Here is a 17,153-nt window from a genome sequence, read left to right as displayed (position 1 = left end):
GCTAACCAGTCGCTCTGCTTAGGAAGCGGAAGGAAGAAACAGGGCGCTCGCAGGAACAGTACCCTTCACTTGGCTTGGGCTTTCCCACATTAGACGCGCTCTGGCATCCCCTTGATTCTCGTAATACTCCACTTTAATATCATATAGCTGCCCGGCATTCAGGCTGATGCTTCCCATGCGTTCGGTTCCACTCTGTTTCATCCAGCTGTCAATCACAAGACTGTCATTGACCCAAACGCGGATGCCGTCATCTGAAGTAGTATAGATTGTGTACGTTTCACTGTAGAGCGGCTTAATCTTGCCGCTCCAGCGTACGGAGAAGAAATCGATGCCGATTGCAGCATCCGGGGTGCCTTGACGCCAATTGAAATCAAGAATGGCGTCGTTACGTACAAGTGCCGGAGTGCCTGACAGCAGCATATTATTGAAATATTCTGCCTTTAGTCCATTCTCAGCAGGTGCTGCTGTCGGTGTTGGCACTGGTGTTGGTGCTGCTGTCGTTTGCACCGGTGTTGGCGTTGGAGCTGGCATCGGTGTTGGTGCTGCCGTTGGCATTGGTGCTGGCGTCGGTGTTGGCGTTGGTGCTGGCGTCGGTGTTGGTGTTGCCGTTGGCACCGGTGTTGGCGTTGCTGTCGGTGTTGGCACCGGTGTTGGTGCTGCCGTTGCCGTTGAGGCTGGTGCTGCTGTCGCCGCTAAAGCCGGTTTTGCAATCAGGCTGAGTGTACTGTCCAATTCTGTCTGGCTGGCAGCAGCTGCCCCGGCATTCACAAACAATGCGCTGGCCGGAACCGTCACTTTGGCTTGGCTTTGACTTTGCCACATTAAGCGGATATTCGCATCGCCGGCATTCTCGTAATACTCAACCTTGATGTCGTACAACTGACCGCCTGTTAAAGCGATGCTTCCGGTACGCTCGGCTCCGCTCTGTTTCATCCAGCTGTCAATGACAGCTTTACCGTTAATATAAACGCGGATACCGTCATCCGAAGTGGTAAAAAACTGATAAGTCTCACTATACGTTGGCTTGATTTGACCGGTCCAGCGGACGGAGAAGGAATCTATACCGATTGAAGGATCCGGCGAACCCTGGCGCCAGTTAAAATTAAGCAATGCATCATTGCGCACCAAGGCGGGCGTACCGGAAAGCGTCATGTTTTTGAAGTACTCTCCCTTAAGTCCGCTCACCACAGGCGCTTCCACTGAATCATTAGAGTCAGGCGTTGGTACAGGTGCTGGCGTAACCTTAGGTGTTGGCGTTGCCGTAGATGTTGCCGTTGGTGTTGGCGTCGATGTTGCCGTTGGCGTTGGCGTCGGTGTTGCCGTTGGCGTTGGCGTCGGTGTTGCCGTCGGTGTTGGCGCAGTGGCCGGTGCACTCCAACTCTTATATTGATCCCGGGTCAGTGTATAGCTATCGCTCATGAAACTCTTAATCGTAGTTGTGCTGTTTTTCTCATAGAGCATTTTTCCCCAGTTCATCATGAAAACGAAATTTTTCTGGGAGAGCTTCAGTTTGGCTGTGCTGGGCATCTCACCGTTCTCACCAATACCTATCGGTTTACCGGCAGCCAGACTAAGCAAACTGTCATAGTACTTATTCATATAATCGTTATCATATATATCTGCTGCAAGAACATCCACTTTGCTAGCGCCCGGATAGGTCAGCGCATAAGGATCGGACCAGGCATTCGGTGCATTAGGGTTCCATACCCACAACAGATTGTTTAATTGATGAACGTTCACGAAACGGTCATACATAATATTCCACAGTTCAGCAAAATTACTTTTCTTCCCCCACCAGAACCAGTTGCCGTTCATTTCATGATAAGGTCTCCAAAGTACAGGAACGCCCGCATCCCGCAAGCTTTTAAGAGACACCGCCACTTTATCCAGATCCGTGATCAGGCTGGCGTATTCTGTCGTGCCCGGCGTTACATACCTGTTAAATTCCGCTTGGGTGAGCGGCTTCTGCACATTGGACCAGAGGTACGCCGTCCCCGGCAGATTCTGATGAAAGGTCATTGTGACAATGCCGCCGTTCTTGTACCAGTTGATCGCGCTGTTCACCACATTCTTGCGCTGCGAAGCAGCCGTACTCTCCGACTGGCCGCTAATTACGCCAAGCTCATATCCGTGAAGAGCAGCATATTCTCCGCTTGTTCCCTTCAGCTTGTTGCTGAATTCATCCGGGCTCTCCAAATAATCGTGCTGTCCAGTGATAATCCCTTTTCCGGTAATGGAATAGAGATTACTAAGCAGCTTGACAGCTTCGGCTGAAGCGTCCGGATTAACCGGCACTGCTGTGCTTGATGAGGCTTCTGCGGTTGAAGGCGACAGCCCAAACCCTAAAGGCACAGTGGTTAACAATATGGCAAGAGACAACAATGTGGACAGCAGACGAGACTTACGGTAAGTTTTCAAAATTATCTTCCTTTCGGTAGCCAGGCTGCCACTCTTGCGAAGGCCCTATGGCTTTGCGTCCCTATCTTTCGATTAGGTTTGCCTTGTCGTTTTGGAAGGATTTATCCCTCTTACCGTAAGTATCGTCCCTATGAAGTTTTTATTTAGAGCATTAATAAAAATAGATTAATAAATGGTTCTAAATGCCTGTTTTAGATTTGCAACAATTGGTTAAATAGATTATTTAGGCCTACGAGATAAACTGTTGCAAAGCTATATCTTCCCAATCCAAGGTGATGCGGATGTTATCCTCCTCTACCAGTTCCGAACCGGTCTGTACCTCAATAAACTCTACATCCGTCAGCGCAAGGATCGCATGTTTGGTGCCTTCCGGTATACGAACCACATCTCCTGCCTTGACATTATGCATCTTCTCATTAATCACAATGCTTGCTTCACCGCTGACAAATGTCCAGATTTCACTTCGTTTATGGTGCAGCTGGTAACTGATATTTTTACCCTCTTCGATAAAAATCCGTTTGGTCAGCACTTCATTTCCCTCATCGTATTTCACATAATCTATGACTTTATAATGGCCCCAGCGGCGTTCTTCGTACATCGGTCTTTGTTCAAAAGACTTCAGCACTTCCTTGATTCTCGGACTCTCCGCTTTATGGGTAACCAAAATCCCGTCCGGGCTGGCAGCGATAATCAGATCCTTCGCACCGATCACCGTAATCGGAATATCCAGCTCATTAATCAGGCATGTGCCTTCGGAATCCGCCGTCACGAACCCTTTGCCTACATGATTGCTGTTCATTTCTTCAGTTAGCGTGTTCCAGGTGCCCAGATCCTTCCAGAACCCGGCATAAGGCTGAACTACGATTTTCTCCTCTTTTTCCACCACTTCATAGTCAAAGCTGATGGAAGCAAGCAGTTTGTACTGCTTCTGCAGTTCCTCATAGTTCAGCGGCAATCCCTTACGCTGCAGAATATCAAGCAGATAACCCAGGCGGAACGCGAACACGCCGCAGTTCCAGAGGGCATTCCGGCTGATCAGTTCCTCGGCCTGCTCACGGTCAGGTTTCTCCTGGAAGTGGCTTACCTGCAGATAGCCGCTTGCTCCCGCCTCAGCGCTGGTAGGAATGATGTATCCGTATTTTTCTGAAGCATGCTCGGGTACTACACCCATTAGCGCCAGGTTCGCTCCGCTCTCCTGCATCGTTTGCTCAAGCTGCACTACTGTATCGAAGAAGGCGGCTTCCACATAAGGATCGACCGGGAGGATGGCCACGGTCTCGCTTGGCGAAACGCCTTCCATGGAATACAGGTAGGCTGCTGTCAGGGCAATCGCCGGAAACGTATCGCGGCGTTCCGGCTCAACGATGATAGGCACCTCGCTGCCAAGCTGGCTCTGAATCATTTCCACCTGGCTGCGGCCGGTAGCCAGATAAGCCGAACCCGACATATTAGCTTCCTCCAGCTGCCGCCATACCCGTTGCACCATGGATTCCGGTTCCCCCGTTGGGCTCTCAAGTACCTTCAGAAATTGCTTCGAACGTGAATCGTTAGACAATGGCCAGAGACGTTTACCTGAACCGCCTGATAGAAGTACCAGTTTCATATGGAACCCTCCTCATTATGTGTTGACGCGAAAATATCGGATTGTTATTGTGAGCTACGAGCTAAACAGCAACCTCGAGATGCTAGAATGTTTATAGCGCGCTGTTGCTGCGCGATAGCCTTCAGATACAACTGTTACGGGAGTCACTGCAAGGAATGTTTGGACTTTCGGCCGCTGTTGTCTGCAGATTTCTTGATTTATACCGCTGTCCGCGGTGGAAATCCGCAGACTGCATATGCTTCCGAAGCGAGCTTTCCTACGGAAAGCTTTCAGGCGGACGCATTCGCTCCTACAGTTCCAAAATTCCTCTCCGTTCCATTCCATAACAGCTTCCTTAGATGGATTCCAGCTGGGCTATGCGCCCTAGCAAGACATTCACGCCCGCGGCTTGCACCCGCAGGCGAAGCTCCCTGCTAAAGATCCGGCATTGCCGCTTGGTTGGCGGCAGGTAAGAGCGAAGTGCTTTACAGAGCTGAGAACTTAGCAGAGCAAGCTTGAGGCTTAGACCGCACCAGCCACGCTGGCCGAATACCCGCTCAGTCCGCCCATTTGCGGGCGTCCGACGGAATGGTACTCCAGGCCGGTGCCTTCGATCTGCTCCTTGGAGTAGACGTTGCGGCCGTCGATCAGAACCTGGCGGCGCATACTGCCCGCCAAGCGATGCAGGTCGATATCCTTGAACTGGCTCCAGTCGGTCAGCAGGCATACGGCATCGCTGCCTTCTGCCGCCTCTTCCGGCAGGCCGCACCAGCGGAGCTGCGGATGATCGTATTGCATTTTGAAGTTATCGGCGGCAATCGGATCATAGAGCTTCACTGTAGCTCCCTCCGCTACCAGCGCTTCGACGATTTCCCGGGCAGGTGCCTCGCGTACATCATCGGTATTCGGCTTGAAGGCTAACCCCCAAATTCCGATAACCGCGCCGCGCAGGCTGCCAAGCGACTCATGAAGTTTGGAAATAATCATAAACCGCTGCCCTTTATTCACCTCAACCACCGATTTCAGCAGCTTGAACTCATAGTCCACGTTGCCGGCGATCTGGATCAGTGCATTGGTATCTTTCGGGAAACAGGAGCCTCCATAACCGATTCCGGCCTGCAGGAAGCTTGAGCCGATTCTCCGGTCCATCCCCATGCCTTCCGCCACTTCGGTTACATCAGCTCCCACTTTTTCACAGATGTTGGCAATTTCGTTGATAAAGGAGATTTTGGTTGCCAGGAACGCGTTCGATGCATATTTAATCATTTCCGCACTGCGGATATCCGTTACGAAAATATTTTCAGTGAAGCCTTGATGAAGCTGGCGCATCGTTGGCTCCAAAAGCGGATTATCCAGACCAATCACAATCCGGTCAGGATGAAGCGTATCGCGGATCGCCGAGCCTTCACGCAGGAATTCAGGAGCGGAGACGATATCGAAGGGATGATTCGTGTGGGAAGCAATCAGATTGCGGATTTTCTCATTTGTGCCAACCGGTACAGTCGACTTGGTCATGATGATTTTATAGCCTTCCATTGCTTGCGCAATTTCTTTGGCTGCTCCCTCGATATACGTTAAATCCGCTTCGCCGCCCGGCAGGGAAGGCGTTCCAACAGCAAGGATGACGATATCAGAAAGGCGCACCGATTCCTGCAAATCCGCCGAAAAGGATAATCTGCCCTCACGGAGATTCATTTCGATCAATGCCTCAATACCCGGTTCATAGATGGGGGATTCCATCCGGTTCAACTTTTTGATTTTTTCCTCATCCTTATCGACACAGATGACATGATTCCCGTTAAGTGTAAAACATACGCCAGATACAAGACCGACATAGCCGGTACCGATTACTGCCAGCTTCATATAATCATCCTCCTTTAAGAAAATTAACGTAGGCCTGTTCCACATACTGCTTGAACTGAACCATAAACGTCTGTTCATCGAATTTATGCGCATGCCCCATAATCTTGCTGATGTCCCACGCATAGGACTCCACTTCGTGGATAGCCTTCAGCAGATCATCCACTTCCTGATTCTGAAAGAATACGCCATTGACATAAGGAACTATGGTATCCAGCGCCCCTCCGGCCTGATAAGCAATGACCGGTCTTCCTGCGGCATTCGCCTCCAGGGGCGTGATTCCGAAATCTTCTTCTCCCGGAAAAATAAACGCCCGGCATTTCGACATCAGGCCCGTAACCTCTTCATCCTCCAGCCGGCCCAGAAAAGTGACATTATCTTTGGCCATTCCCTCCAGACGCTTACGGTCCGGCCCGTCGCCGACGATATAGAGCTTAAGGCCATTCCGGCTAAAAGCCTCCACTGCCAGGTCGATCCGTTTGTAGGATACAAGCCGCGAGACGATCAGGTAATAGTCGCCGATAGAACTGGAACTTGTGAAGCGGGCTGTATTGATCGGCGGGAAGATCACATCGGCATCCCTATGGTAATAGTTCTGAATCCGCGTCTTCACTACGGAAGAGTTGGCCACGAACTGGTTTACATTTTTGGATGTCCGCTGATCCCAGGTCTTGAGCCGCTGCATATAGACCTTGAGCAGTCTTTTGAACAGTCCGGAATTCGATTGCCGCTCCATGTACGTGTCATAATCCCAGGCAAAGCGCATTGGCGTATGACAGTAGCATAGATGAAACGTGGATTCAGGAACCTTTATGCTTTTCATAAAAGCACTGCTGGAGCTCAGGACGATATCGTACCCGCTAAAGTCCAAATCACGAATGGCCATCGGATAAAGTGGCAATACCCCTTTAAAATTGGCCTTCACTCCCGGGATCTTCTGCAGCCAGGAGGCCCGGATATCCGCATCTTTGAGGTTGTCGGTCAGGCGGCTTCCGTTAAACACCGTCGTGAAGATCGGAGCCTCCGGATACATGTGGTGAAAGACCTCCACAACTCTTTCCGCTCCGCCCATTTGGATTAAGTAATCGTGCGCTATCGCAATTTTCATGTAAATCATCCTCAAAGTTTTATGGAGCAGCATCATCAAGTAGTGAATGCATGGAAGGAACGGTGCCCTTAAGCTTTAGCATTGTCCGGAAAAACAGCTCAGGTTGCGGCGAGCAATCCTTTGTAATAAGCGACGATGTCCTTTACCGTATTCTCGATGACAAAATGCTCTTTTACCCGCTTCATTCCACTTTCGGCCATCCTTCTTCGCTCTTCGGGATGGTTCAGCATCCAGGTGATGGAATCTGCAAGTACGACTGGGTCTCCAGGCTGGATCAGCAGCCCCGTTACACCGGGAACCACAATCTCTACCGGGCCGCCTTCATTGGAGGCGATTACCGGCAGTCCAGCCGCCATGCCTTCGACGATAACCTGGCCGAATGGCTCGGGGGTAATCGAAGTGTGAATCAGCAAATCAGCAGTTTTCATAAGGCCTTGTATGTCATCCACATGACCCAGCAGTTTGACGTTGGTAAGCCCATCCTGCTGCATCTTCTGAATTAATTCCTGTTTATATTCCTCTTCCCCGAACAGAGCATCACCGGCCAGCCAGAACTGGACACGACTGTCATCCTTGAACGCTTTGGCGGCCTCCAGCACGATATGCTGGCCTTTCCAGTGCGCCAGCCGGCCCACCAGCAGGACGTTGAAATTCTTCTGGTCCCGTCTGCCGATGCTTTCGCCGATTGCTTTGGCAAAAGCGGAGTAGACCACCAGTGTCTTCTTCGAACGCGGCAGCTCCAGCGCATTCAGCGTGGAATGGGAATTGGCAATCACGCCATTGGGAAGCAGGCGTGACAGCAGCCGGATCGCCTTGGCGACAACCGGCTTTAGGTACGGGGCACCGATATGGTCCCGGATATGCCAGATCAGCGGCACTCCCGCTTTCTTCGCGGCAACTGCACCGTAGAAGGCCGATTTCAGGGAGTTGGTGTGCACACAATCCACCTTTTCCTGTTTGAGCAGCGGCGCCAGCTTGCGGCCGTAAGCCAGCAGCTTGAACGCCGCAGCCGGAGCACCGAGATTGACGGCATTTCTGCCGCGGCTGCGGATGCTCTCATCAAGCGGGATGATCCGGACGTCGATACCTTTTTCCCGCAGACGTTCAGCCAGTGCCCCTTCTTCAGCCAGAATGACCAGCGGCTGAATCTCTTTGCCGATGTTGGTGAGGATGTTGAACAGCGCAACCTCTCCTCCGCTCCACTTGGCGGTGTGATCAATATAAGCGACCTTTAGCATCCTGCAGCCACACCCTTTCCCAATGTTTGAAGGAATACCGATTCCACTTGATCGCCCACATGCTGCCAGGTGTATTTCTCCAGCACATGGTTTCTGCATTCGTCACGGCCGGGAAGCAGCTTGCGGTTGCTGAGCATATGAATCATGCCTTCCGCCATATCCTCACTGGTCGAACCCTTGAACAGCAGCTCCGGGCGGAAGCCCTGCAGGATCTCTTTGTTGCCTCCGACCGGAGTAGCCATAACCGGAAGCCCGGAAGCCAGTGCTTCAACGGTGATAAGTCCAAAGCCCTCGAGTGCCTGTGAAGGAACCACGAACATGTCAGCAGCCTGGTAGTAGGAAGCCAGTTCATGATCGGGAATGTAGCCAAGCAGCCTGACTTTGTTACTGAGACCGTAATCAGAGATTTTTTCTTCTAGCTCTCCGCGCAGCGGACCTTTGCCTCCGATCAGCAGAATCGCGTTCGGGAACCGCTCGGATACCTGCTTCCAGGCTTCCAAAAGCTGCAGCAGCCCCATCCGGTTCATCAGCCGCCGGACCGTCAGTACCGTCGTTGCTCCCTCCGGCAAATTCAGCGTCCGGCGGACAGCCAGCCGGTTGCTGGCAGGGATGAACCGCTCCACATTGGCCGCACCCGGGATCACGATGATTTTGTGCAGCGGCACACCATGCAGACTGTGCAGCATGTCGCGGAAATACTCGCTAAGTACAATGAACTGGTCGGCCAGCTTGTAGGCCTTGCGTTCAATAGATTTGGCAATCGTTGTTTTGACCCGGTGCTTAATGCCCTGGCCTTCGATCTTCATCTCTTCATTCCATGGGCCATGAAAAGTCATGACCACCGGAATCCCCCGCTTCTTCGCTTCCATTGCCGGCCCAACCCCGTAAGGTGCGAAGTGGGTATATAGGATATCAATGCGCCCGCTCCCGCTGCCCATCAAATCTGCAGCTTTACGCTGAAAAGCATCCTTACGCTTCCAGATGGTTTCCTTGGGATCTCCGGCGTTATGAATAATCAGTTCCTTCGAGGTGGACGGCGTCTCCTGACTGCAGATCAGCGCATGCACCTGGTTGCGTGAGGAGAGCTGCTCGCAAACGGATTTAAAATAAGTGTTAAGCCCGCCGGGCTGTAACGAGGGCCAACTAAGGCCTGTCGTCATAATGTTTAATCCGTCACTGTACGGCATAGCTTCTCTCCCCTTTCTTTTCTTTCTCGGCCTGCCCCTGTGCGTTGTGCTGGGCCAGCTTGCCGGAGCTGTTCAATTCGTAATGCTTGAAGCCGACCATGAATTCATACATCACCCAAAATACGGATACCGCGAACCCTGCAATGCCTTTCTTGAACAAACCGTGCAGAAAATATTTCTGCAGGAACCGTGCCGGCGGCCGCAGCAGCAGATTTCTCAGCTTAAACGGCTTGCCGCTCGCATAAGCGCTCTGCGCTTCCAGGTCGGTGTATTTATTAAACCGGGTTACATGGTCATTGATGCTGCGGAAGCCCTGATGCCAGAGCGTTCCGTTCAAGCGAACCGTCCGTTCCTCCAACACCTCGGGCATTTCATGCACCAGGGAGTTGCGGATGCCGTACTCCTTGCGGTTGTACAGCCGCACCAGATATTCGCCCTTGTCCAGCCATCTGCCCAGAAAATCACCGATCCGGTATAGCGAGTAAGCTACGCCCCGGTCCGTCAGCGCCGGCTTGCGCTCAAGAATATCCTTGGCCAGCTCATCGCTGACCACTTCATCGGTATCAATCAGGAAGACCCAATCATGGACGGCGCGTTCCACTCCGAATTCTCTTTGCTTCGCGTATCCGGGCCATGGGTTGACGTATACCCGGCAATCCAGGCTTTCGGCCAATTGCACCGTCCCGTCTTTGCTTCCTCCGTCGATTACAACCACCTCGTCGGCGAAAAGTCGGCAGGATTGAATTGCTTTGGATATTCGAATTTCATCATCCTGCGCAATGATGACAGCAGATATCGGGTAACTCCCCGGGCCGCCAAGCACGCTTGTCACTGAATCCATGAAGGTTTCCTCCTTTGTCTGTATGTTATTGGCTTACATTCTATTTCAGGCTGGTTGCCGCAGAACCGCTGCGATGACGGATGTCCTTCCAATCGCTGTTGTCTTCCGATTTCTTTGATTAGACCGCTGTTCGCGGTTGAAATCTGAAGACAAAGGCGACCGCTTCGCTTTTCCAGGTCATTCCGTCCTCTCCGCTAATCTGCCTTAAGCCTTCAATAAGGGTAGGCCAAACCAAATATTTCTTTTTAACCTTGGGTATCCGCGGGTTTTTTATGGATATAGGAATTCATCGTCGTCTTCATCCACTTAATGTCGTCCCCGTTGATCAGCAGCCGCGGCAGCTTGACCTTCAGGTTGTATTTAATATTGAGAATAATGAACAAGAACCGCAGTACAGCCGATGACAGCATCGCCACCCCTGCTCCGAACAATCCGAACTTCGGCACCAGCAGGAAGAGCATCGGGATCACCAGGATTAAGCCTACTCCCTGAAGAATGGATACGAATTTCGGTTTGCCAAGCGCCATAAAGACCTGAGCCAGAATCAGTGTGCCTCCGCTGATCGTAACTTCCAGCAGCAGCAGGCGGAATACGGTCAGCGCCGTATTGAAATCCTTCCCGTACAGCAACGGAATAACGAAGGGGGCCACCAGCATCAGGAACACTGCGCCGAGCAGGGTGCAGGTCGTACTGATCCGGAATGCTTTGAAGGTAAGGGCGATCGCCTCCTCCTTCGAGAGCTCAGAAGCCTTTGGAAAAAGCACCACGGTGATCGAGTTCGAGAAGAAGTTAACCATCCGCGACAAGCTCACTGCTACTGCGTACAGTCCCAAATCGGCTGGCCGCAGCAGACCGGCAATAATGATCTGGTCGATATAGCCGGAGAATTGGCCGAGCAGGTCATTTCCGTAAGAACCGAGGCCATACGTGAATAATCTTTTGAAATTCAGGTATGCATCCTTCAGCTTCACCCTGTAGGTGCGGAGCAGCAAGATTGTCATTCCGATAAACAGCGGTACGGATGGAACCAAGTAAGCCAGTGCCGTAGTAAATGGATTCATATGATCCGTGAGGATCAGAATGCCAATGGCCGCGAGCGTCAGCAAAGGAACCAGATAACGCATCCAGTTAAAGGTCTTGTAATCCCCTCTGAACTGAAATGCCGCGTTGTTAATCTGCGAGATCACAATCAGCGGACACAGGATCATCGACCATTGTGCAAAAACCACCACCTCCGGACTGAAGGAATCCAGCCAGTAAGGAAGGACAAAGATTCCCACTGTCATGGCCACCATGCCAAACCCAAGGCCGATCATCAGCGCCACCCGGTAGAGCACCCCGGCCTCATCCGGATTCTTCTTGGCATTGTAGATCAGCGCCGAGGGAATACCGAAGCTCATACTGAACGCCAGAAACTGGGACCAGTTCACCATAGCTGTCTGTTCCCCGCGGCCTGTCGGCCCGAGATAGCGGGCAGTCAGCACACCCGTCAGCATATTAACCAGCAGAATCAGCACGCTGACGAACATGGTTTTTACGGCTGCCGAGCTGTTGTCCTTGCTCTTCGTGAATTTCTTGAGCGAGGACCAGACTGTGCTAGTGGGAAGTGATTTCGCGTTCAACTGCTGCATGTGGTGTTCCCTTCTTTCTGCTCTCAATAATCTCTTTGGCGCCTAGCCCAAGGCCGATCAGCATCCATATCAGATATCCCTTGAGTCCGGGGAATCCGTTGTCTGACACCAGGCTGACTACCGCCCCCATCCATGCTGCCAGCGATAGCCGGGCATAGGGCTGAAGACTGTCCTTGCTGGTGACTCTGACCACAATCTGTTTAATAACGGCCCCAAGTGCGCCGAAGAAGAATAAGGCGCCCAGTATTCCAAAGGTAAGCAGCAGTGCGATAACGCCGTTGTCCATGTTGCCGTACTCTCCAAGCTCCCCGCCGTTGCCAATCTTTGTTCCCTGGCCTACACTGCCTATTCCTTGGCCAACCGGATTAGCGGCTACCATCGGCAGCATGTTCTGCCATAAGCTGAGCCGTTCATTATAGGAGTGGTCTTCCTGCACGGAGGTAAGTGTCTCCATGCGTGCCACCAGCCCCTCTGCCCCCGGCAGCTTGGGAACGATCCAGATCAGCGCTACAGCGACAAAACCCAGCTGAAGCAGGGTTTTCCACTTCCCTTTGGAGGGAGAAGAGGCGATGTACACCAGCAGCATAACCAGCAGGACCAGCCAGGCGGAACGCACCAGCGTGGTCAGCAGACAGACCACAACGAGCAGGACACCGATCCAGCGCAGCGTGCCTTGCCATCTTTTCTCCAGAATCATCGGGACGAGGGCGAATACCAGGAAGGTCGCCGCCGGTCCGGGAGAATTCAGAGTGGAAAAGACGCGGATTTCCAAAGGATACGGTGTTCCGATGGACATCATATCCGCATTCCTCATCCAGAAAGCGTCCCAGGGAGGAACCGTCAGATATTGGATGATACCGTAGATCGCCACCAGGACTGCAATATTGGCAAAAGCGTACAGCAGCCGGTCAATATCCTTAGGCTTGAAACGCGTTACCGCGAAGAACGGAATCAACAGCAGCGGTACGATGTAGTTAGCCAAATCGTATACCGAGCCTATGCCGTTCTTCGCCAGTCCGATCAATGCGCCGTAGGCCAACGCTACCGAGAACAGCAGGATGATCCGCGTGGAGGATTTCCGGATTCTGTGGATTTCCTTCAGCACCGGAATCGCAAGTGTTGCTCCCGTCAGCAGAGGCGCCAGACTGAGCAGGGATACCGAGTGGTAGACCCCTTCGTACCAGTCGGCGATACGCCGCAGCTCCGGGGCCACCGCCCAGATCAGCAGAGTATAGGCGATCAGGTGTTTCGGCTTCAGCAGCGCCAGCAGGAAGGCGGGGAATAGAATCCCTGCCAGAATGACCCCCTGCAGACTGCTGGAAGAGCTGAGCTTCGCACTGGCGAAGCCGATCAGCAGCGGAAGCCCCAAGCACATAGCGCAGATCAGCGTCATCATGACGCCTGACTTCACCGAAGTGAGGGATGGCAATATCAGGTTGCTTTCATTCTGGCTCATCCTCTTCATTTCCCCACCTCCGCCCTATGGCCATCCAAATTTCGTATGTTTACTCAAATCTCCCGCCCTTGATCTTATCCCGCTTGCGCAGCTCTTTGAGCAGCAGGACCAGGAACTGGGCATCATCTACAAGATATCTTTTCCACAGGCGTCCTGGCTCCTGGCTCAGCCGCCAGAACCATTCAAGCCCTGTTTTCTGCATAAAGTCCGGCGCCCGTTTGACGGAGCCCGAGAGGAAATCAAACGTCGCTCCCACGCCGATGGAAATCGGCGCCCGGTAGGAGGTGTAATGCCGGTAGATCCATTTCTCCTGCTTCGGTGCGCCCACACCGACGAATACAATATCCGGCCGGGTTTCGGTCAGCATTTGGATAATACGCTGATTCTCTTCCTCGTTGTGCTCAAAACCGTAGGAGGGAGAATAACAGCCGACAATGTTCATGCCGGGATAAGCCGCCTTTAAATTCTTTGTCGCCCGCTCAGGCACACCTTCCGCCGAGCCCAGAAAGAACAGCCGGTACTTTCTTTGCTCGAAGGCGTCACCCAGGCGGCTGAAGAGATCTGATCCGGAGACCTTCTGCTTCAGCGGCTTGCCCAGCATCTTCGAAGCCCAGATCAGCGGCATTCCATCCGCCACTACGGCACCTGCTTCGGAATACACTGCCCTAAACTCTTTGTCCTTGCGAAGCTTGATCACATGATCGACATTGCAGGTCAGGATGTAGGATTGATTCCTTTCCTTAATGGTCTTGTCGATGTATTCAAGCAGATCCATGAAATCATAGTTATCGAAATTGACATCGAACATATTCACTTGGTTCATCGTATCACTTCTTTTTGTGGGGAATCGGTTGGCTGTGAAGATCGATACAGGCAGTTCAGGTACCAACAGAACGGAATAATAGATTGGACCGTCGACAGCGTGTTGTCGGAGAAAGAATAAATTAGAAACGCTGCAATAAAGAGCAGATAGTAAGGTTTGACCGGCGGTGCCAAAGCTCTGTAAACCAGAAGAAACACAGCCAATAAGGAAAGCAACAGCAGGATGGCGCCGACATATCCTCCATCGAAGTAGAACCGGATATACTCGTTGTGCGGAACCACAAAGCCTTTGTACAGCGACCCGTCATTGGCTACAGTCACTGCGCCGAGTCCTCTGCCCGCAAGGGGCGAATCCTCCGCTTTGTGCAGGAAATATTCCCAGGCCTCCGCCCGTCCCGACAAATCAACACCCGTTTCGGTCGTCCGTTCGAAGGAGCGCTTCTTGATGTTGTCCAGCTGCAGATAGACAGCCGAGACAATCAGGAGAAACGAACACAGCAGCGGAATCAGATATTGCGTTCTCCCCTTTAAGTACTGACGGGAAATGTCGTAAAAATAGTAGAGAACCATCAAAACCAGAGCTAATATCGGTCCCCGCGTCCCTGTTCCGATCAGGATTAGAAAGTTCAGCGCCAGCATGGTGTAGAAAAACTTGATATGCTGCGGGCTCCGTTTCACCTCAATAAATGCGATGCCCACTCCCATAAAAGCCAGCATAGCCAGATGTGCTGGAATGTTCGCCCCCTGTATCCGTATAGCACCCGTGAACTCGATATCGAGAAATGAATGGATATGAGCCGCCTGCAGCACCACTCCAGCCAGCACGCTGACCAGCGGCAGCAAGGTGATGATGCGGATTTGCTTCTCAGCCACTTCTTTCTTCCAGTTGATCAGGAGAAATACGAAGGGAAGCGACAGACCGATAAAGGCTTTTATGGCAATGGATGAGCTCATCTCCGGCAGCCAGATCGAGAAGCCAAAGGTGATGAACACCAGTGCCACCATGGCCCAGAGCGGAGGACTGAGACGGAACTTCAGGCCATTGACCAGAATGCACGGCACCAGAAGCATCAGGATAACCAGCTTGTAGAGGGAAAGAATTTCAATCCCGAACATGCTGCCGTTATACAAGAAGTTAATGGAAATCGCCGTCGTAAACAGAACGAAATAACTGATCAGTTCAGGACGAGAGAGAGAGACAACCAGCAATATAATCAGGAGTACGGCAGCTACCGCAATTGCCGGCTGGTAAATGACCGCTGTTCCGAGGAACAGGGCAGACACCAGGTAGAGCATTCCGTATGGCAAAGCGTTGATTTTTGAGCCCCACCCAAAATTAGTCATTGTCTTCCCTCACCCCGCTGCAGATTGCCTCTTCCGGTTCCAAATCATATGAAGAGTTCCCCGAATGCTCTCCAGCCGGCATCTGTTCAGAAGCTTTCTTCCCTTGCTTCTGGAGAGGATCGAATCCGCCATGATATAGACTACTTTGGCGGCCGTCTTGACCAGCAGGATCAGATTGCCCTTCACACCTTCGCTTTTCATAGCGTTGGATATGCCTTGACTGTAATACCTTTTCATAATCCAATCTTCAGTCAGACGTCCTGCCGGTACGAAATGATCAACCGCCATCTGAGGATGATAGAGAATAGAATGTCCTTCTCCCTGTATTTGACCGAATAACCAGGTCTCTTCACCGGAGAGAAGTGAATCTCCCTTTCTTCCGAGCTCCAGAGGAAACAGGCTGATGTCAAATACAAGCTTACGCATAGCCATGTTGGCTCCGCAGGGATGCAGCCGTTTCGGATATTCCCTCACCCGGTCACCCAGATCAACAATCGTGTAAGGCAGTTCAAACGGCTTAATGAGCCATTCAGGCCGCTTACTTTCAAAGATCGGAGCGATCTTTCCGCCCATGGCCATCACTTCCGGATGTTGTTCAAAACTGTCAACAATCGTTGTTATCCAGGTTCGGCAAGGAATCGCATCATCATCAAGAAAGGCGATGATTGGCGACTTGGAAGCCAGAATCCCCGTATTTCGGGCTGCCGACAACCCCTGTACCGGTTCCAGAAGATAACGGATATCCATCTCTGCTCCTTCCGTCTCCATAAAGCGTTTGGTGACGGACGCCGTATCATCCTTGGAGTGGTTATCCACCACGATAATTTCTGCCTGATGCAGATTCTCCAATGACAGCAGCGATTGAAGGGTCTTGACTAGCAAAACCGATCGGTTATAGGTGCAGATAATGATGGAAATCTTAGGTACATCTCCGTATTCAAGCATCGGCAATCACCCAATTTCCATATTTTTAATAAGCATTTTTGGACCCGAGCAGCATTAGGGCGGTTTTCGCAATGATTTTGAGATCCAGCATCGTGCTCCGGATCTGGATGTAGGTTAAATCCAGCTGCACCATCTCGTCGAAGCCGACGCTGTTTCTGGCATTTACCTGCCAATAACCTGTGCAGCCCGGTGTAACTATAAGCCGCTGCTTGTCGTATTCCGAATACTGCGCCACCTCTTCAACGAGCGGAGGACGGGGGCCGACCAGACTCATATGGCCCATCAGCACGTTCCAGAGCTGAGGCAGTTCATCAATGCTCGTCTTGCGCAGAAATCTTCCCGTCCGTGTAATCCGGGGATCATTCTTGATTTTGAACATTGCGCCGCTCACTTCGTTATAAGCCATCAGATTCGCCTTCAGCTCCTCAGCATTAGACACCATAGATCTGAACTTATACATCGGGAAGAGCTTCTCTTCTTTGCCTACCCGGGTTTGCCGGAAGAACACTTTGCCTTTCGGATCCTCCAGCTTGATCAGGACAGCAACAAGAGTGAATAGCGGCAGCAGTACGAGAAGGCCAAGAGCGGAGAAAAAAATGTCGATAATCCGCTTCATCACCAGATAGGAATCCATCCCTTTATTTCCTTCTTTGGCATGCAGCATGTAAAGTTTCGGCAGGACGGCCTCATAGTCTTCCGGCAGTTTTTGCATGCTCATTTC

13 protein-coding genes and 1 riboswitch are annotated in these 17,153 nt (G+C 51.9%); all 13 genes read right to left on the bottom strand.

What is annotated here, in order from left to right; translation table 11 throughout:
* Positions 1-18 precede the first annotated feature (18 nt).
* The gene (locus NST99_RS05045; protein WP_341090053.1) at positions 19-2,418 is read right to left on the bottom strand and encodes a PA14 domain-containing protein; all 2,400 of its coding nucleotides are present in this window, start codon (positions 2,416-2,418) and stop codon (positions 19-21) included.
* 12 nt (positions 2,419-2,430) lie between these two features.
* Positions 2,431-2,511, bottom strand: a riboswitch (cyclic di-GMP riboswitch).
* A gap of 136 nt (positions 2,512-2,647) precedes the next feature.
* Complete coding sequence (locus tag NST99_RS05040) at positions 2,648-4,021, bottom strand: sugar phosphate nucleotidyltransferase (protein ID WP_341090052.1); 1,374 nt, start codon at positions 4,019-4,021, stop codon at positions 2,648-2,650.
* Between the two features lie 501 nt (positions 4,022-4,522).
* Positions 4,523-5,863, bottom strand: a complete 1,341-nt coding sequence (locus NST99_RS05035) for a UDP-glucose dehydrogenase family protein (RefSeq protein ID WP_341090050.1) — start codon at positions 5,861-5,863, stop codon at positions 4,523-4,525.
* Positions 5,864-5,867: 4 nt separating this feature from the next.
* On the bottom strand, positions 5,868-6,968 hold the full coding sequence (locus NST99_RS05030) for a glycosyltransferase (RefSeq protein ID WP_038586514.1): 1,101 nt from the start codon (positions 6,966-6,968) through the stop codon (positions 5,868-5,870).
* A 98-nt stretch (positions 6,969-7,066) separates the two neighbouring features.
* The gene (locus tag NST99_RS05025) at positions 7,067-8,206 is read right to left on the bottom strand and encodes a glycosyltransferase family 4 protein (RefSeq protein WP_341090049.1); all 1,140 of its coding nucleotides are present in this window, start codon (positions 8,204-8,206) and stop codon (positions 7,067-7,069) included.
* Positions 8,200-9,393: a glycosyltransferase family 4 protein gene (locus tag NST99_RS05020; RefSeq protein WP_341090047.1), complete on the bottom strand. Its 1,194-nt coding sequence runs from the start codon at positions 9,391-9,393 to the stop codon at positions 8,200-8,202. Before NST99_RS05020 ends, NST99_RS05025 begins: the two co-directional genes overlap by 7 nt.
* Positions 9,380-10,234 carry a glycosyltransferase family 2 protein gene (locus NST99_RS05015; protein WP_038586505.1) on the bottom strand — a complete coding sequence of 285 codons (855 nt, stop codon included), beginning with the start codon at positions 10,232-10,234 and terminating at the stop codon, positions 9,380-9,382. The genes NST99_RS05020 and NST99_RS05015 overlap by 14 nt, the downstream gene beginning before the upstream one ends.
* A gap of 245 nt (positions 10,235-10,479) precedes the next feature.
* Entirely contained in the window at positions 10,480-11,865 is a 1,386-nt protein-coding gene (locus NST99_RS05010; RefSeq protein WP_341090046.1) for an oligosaccharide flippase family protein, read from the bottom strand.
* Entirely contained in the window at positions 11,831-13,330 is a 1,500-nt protein-coding gene (locus tag NST99_RS05005; protein ID WP_445744949.1) for an O-antigen ligase family protein, read from the bottom strand. The genes NST99_RS05010 and NST99_RS05005 overlap by 35 nt, the downstream gene beginning before the upstream one ends.
* Positions 13,331-13,370: 40 nt before the next feature.
* Positions 13,371-14,144: a WecB/TagA/CpsF family glycosyltransferase gene (locus NST99_RS05000; protein ID WP_341090045.1), complete on the bottom strand. Its 774-nt coding sequence runs from the start codon at positions 14,142-14,144 to the stop codon at positions 13,371-13,373.
* Positions 14,141-15,487 carry an O-antigen ligase family protein gene (locus tag NST99_RS04995; protein WP_341090044.1) on the bottom strand — a complete coding sequence of 449 codons (1,347 nt, stop codon included), beginning with the start codon at positions 15,485-15,487 and terminating at the stop codon, positions 14,141-14,143. Before NST99_RS04995 ends, NST99_RS05000 begins: the two co-directional genes overlap by 4 nt.
* A 9-nt stretch (positions 15,488-15,496) precedes the next feature.
* Positions 15,497-16,432 carry a glycosyltransferase gene (locus NST99_RS04990; protein WP_038598671.1) on the bottom strand — a complete coding sequence of 312 codons (936 nt, stop codon included), beginning with the start codon at positions 16,430-16,432 and terminating at the stop codon, positions 15,497-15,499.
* Positions 16,433-16,457: 25 nt separating this feature from the next.
* Positions 16,458-17,150 (bottom strand): sugar transferase, encoded by a 693-nt coding sequence (locus NST99_RS04985; RefSeq protein ID WP_038586491.1) that lies wholly within the window; start codon positions 17,148-17,150, stop codon positions 16,458-16,460.
* Between the last annotated feature and the right edge of the window lie 3 nt (positions 17,151-17,153).

The organism is Paenibacillus sp. FSL L8-0470 (genome assembly GCF_038008625.1).
In the GTDB taxonomy this organism is placed as follows: Bacteria; Bacillota; Bacilli; order Paenibacillales; family Paenibacillaceae; genus Paenibacillus_AQ.
The sequence above is the reverse complement of the archived record's forward strand: the minus strand, read 5'-3'. Positions and strand labels throughout refer to the sequence as shown.

What these genes read in the sequence shown, in the direction of transcription:
- NST99_RS05040 (WP_341090052.1), bottom strand. Translation starts at nt 4,021, where the DNA reads ATGAAACTGGTACTTCTATCAGGCGGTTCAGGTAAACGTCTCTGGCCA.
- NST99_RS05035 (WP_341090050.1), bottom strand. Translation starts at nt 5,863, where the DNA reads ATGAAGCTGGCAGTAATCGGTACCGGCTATGTCGGTCTTGTATCTGGC.
- NST99_RS05030 (WP_038586514.1), bottom strand. Translation starts at nt 6,968, where the DNA reads ATGAAAATTGCGATAGCGCACGATTACTTAATCCAAATGGGCGGAGCG.
- NST99_RS05025 (WP_341090049.1), bottom strand. Translation starts at nt 8,206, where the DNA reads ATGCTAAAGGTCGCTTATATTGATCACACCGCCAAGTGGAGCGGAGGA.
- NST99_RS05020 (WP_341090047.1), bottom strand. Translation starts at nt 9,393, where the DNA reads ATGCCGTACAGTGACGGATTAAACATTATGACGACAGGCCTTAGTTGG.
- NST99_RS05015 (WP_038586505.1), bottom strand. Translation starts at nt 10,234, where the DNA reads ATGGATTCAGTGACAAGCGTGCTTGGCGGCCCGGGGAGTTACCCGATA.
- NST99_RS05010 (WP_341090046.1), bottom strand. Translation starts at nt 11,865, where the DNA reads ATGCAGCAGTTGAACGCGAAATCACTTCCCACTAGCACAGTCTGGTCC.
- NST99_RS05005 (WP_445744949.1), bottom strand. Translation starts at nt 13,330, where the DNA reads ATGAAGAGGATGAGCCAGAATGAAAGCAACCTGATATTGCCATCCCTC.
- NST99_RS05000 (WP_341090045.1), bottom strand. Translation starts at nt 14,144, where the DNA reads ATGAACCAAGTGAATATGTTCGATGTCAATTTCGATAACTATGATTTC.
- NST99_RS04995 (WP_341090044.1), bottom strand. Translation starts at nt 15,487, where the DNA reads ATGACTAATTTTGGGTGGGGCTCAAAAATCAACGCTTTGCCATACGGA.
- NST99_RS04990 (WP_038598671.1), bottom strand. Translation starts at nt 16,432, where the DNA reads ATGCTTGAATACGGAGATGTACCTAAGATTTCCATCATTATCTGCACC.
- NST99_RS04985 (WP_038586491.1), bottom strand. Translation starts at nt 17,150, where the DNA reads ATGAGCATGCAAAAACTGCCGGAAGACTATGAGGCCGTCCTGCCGAAA.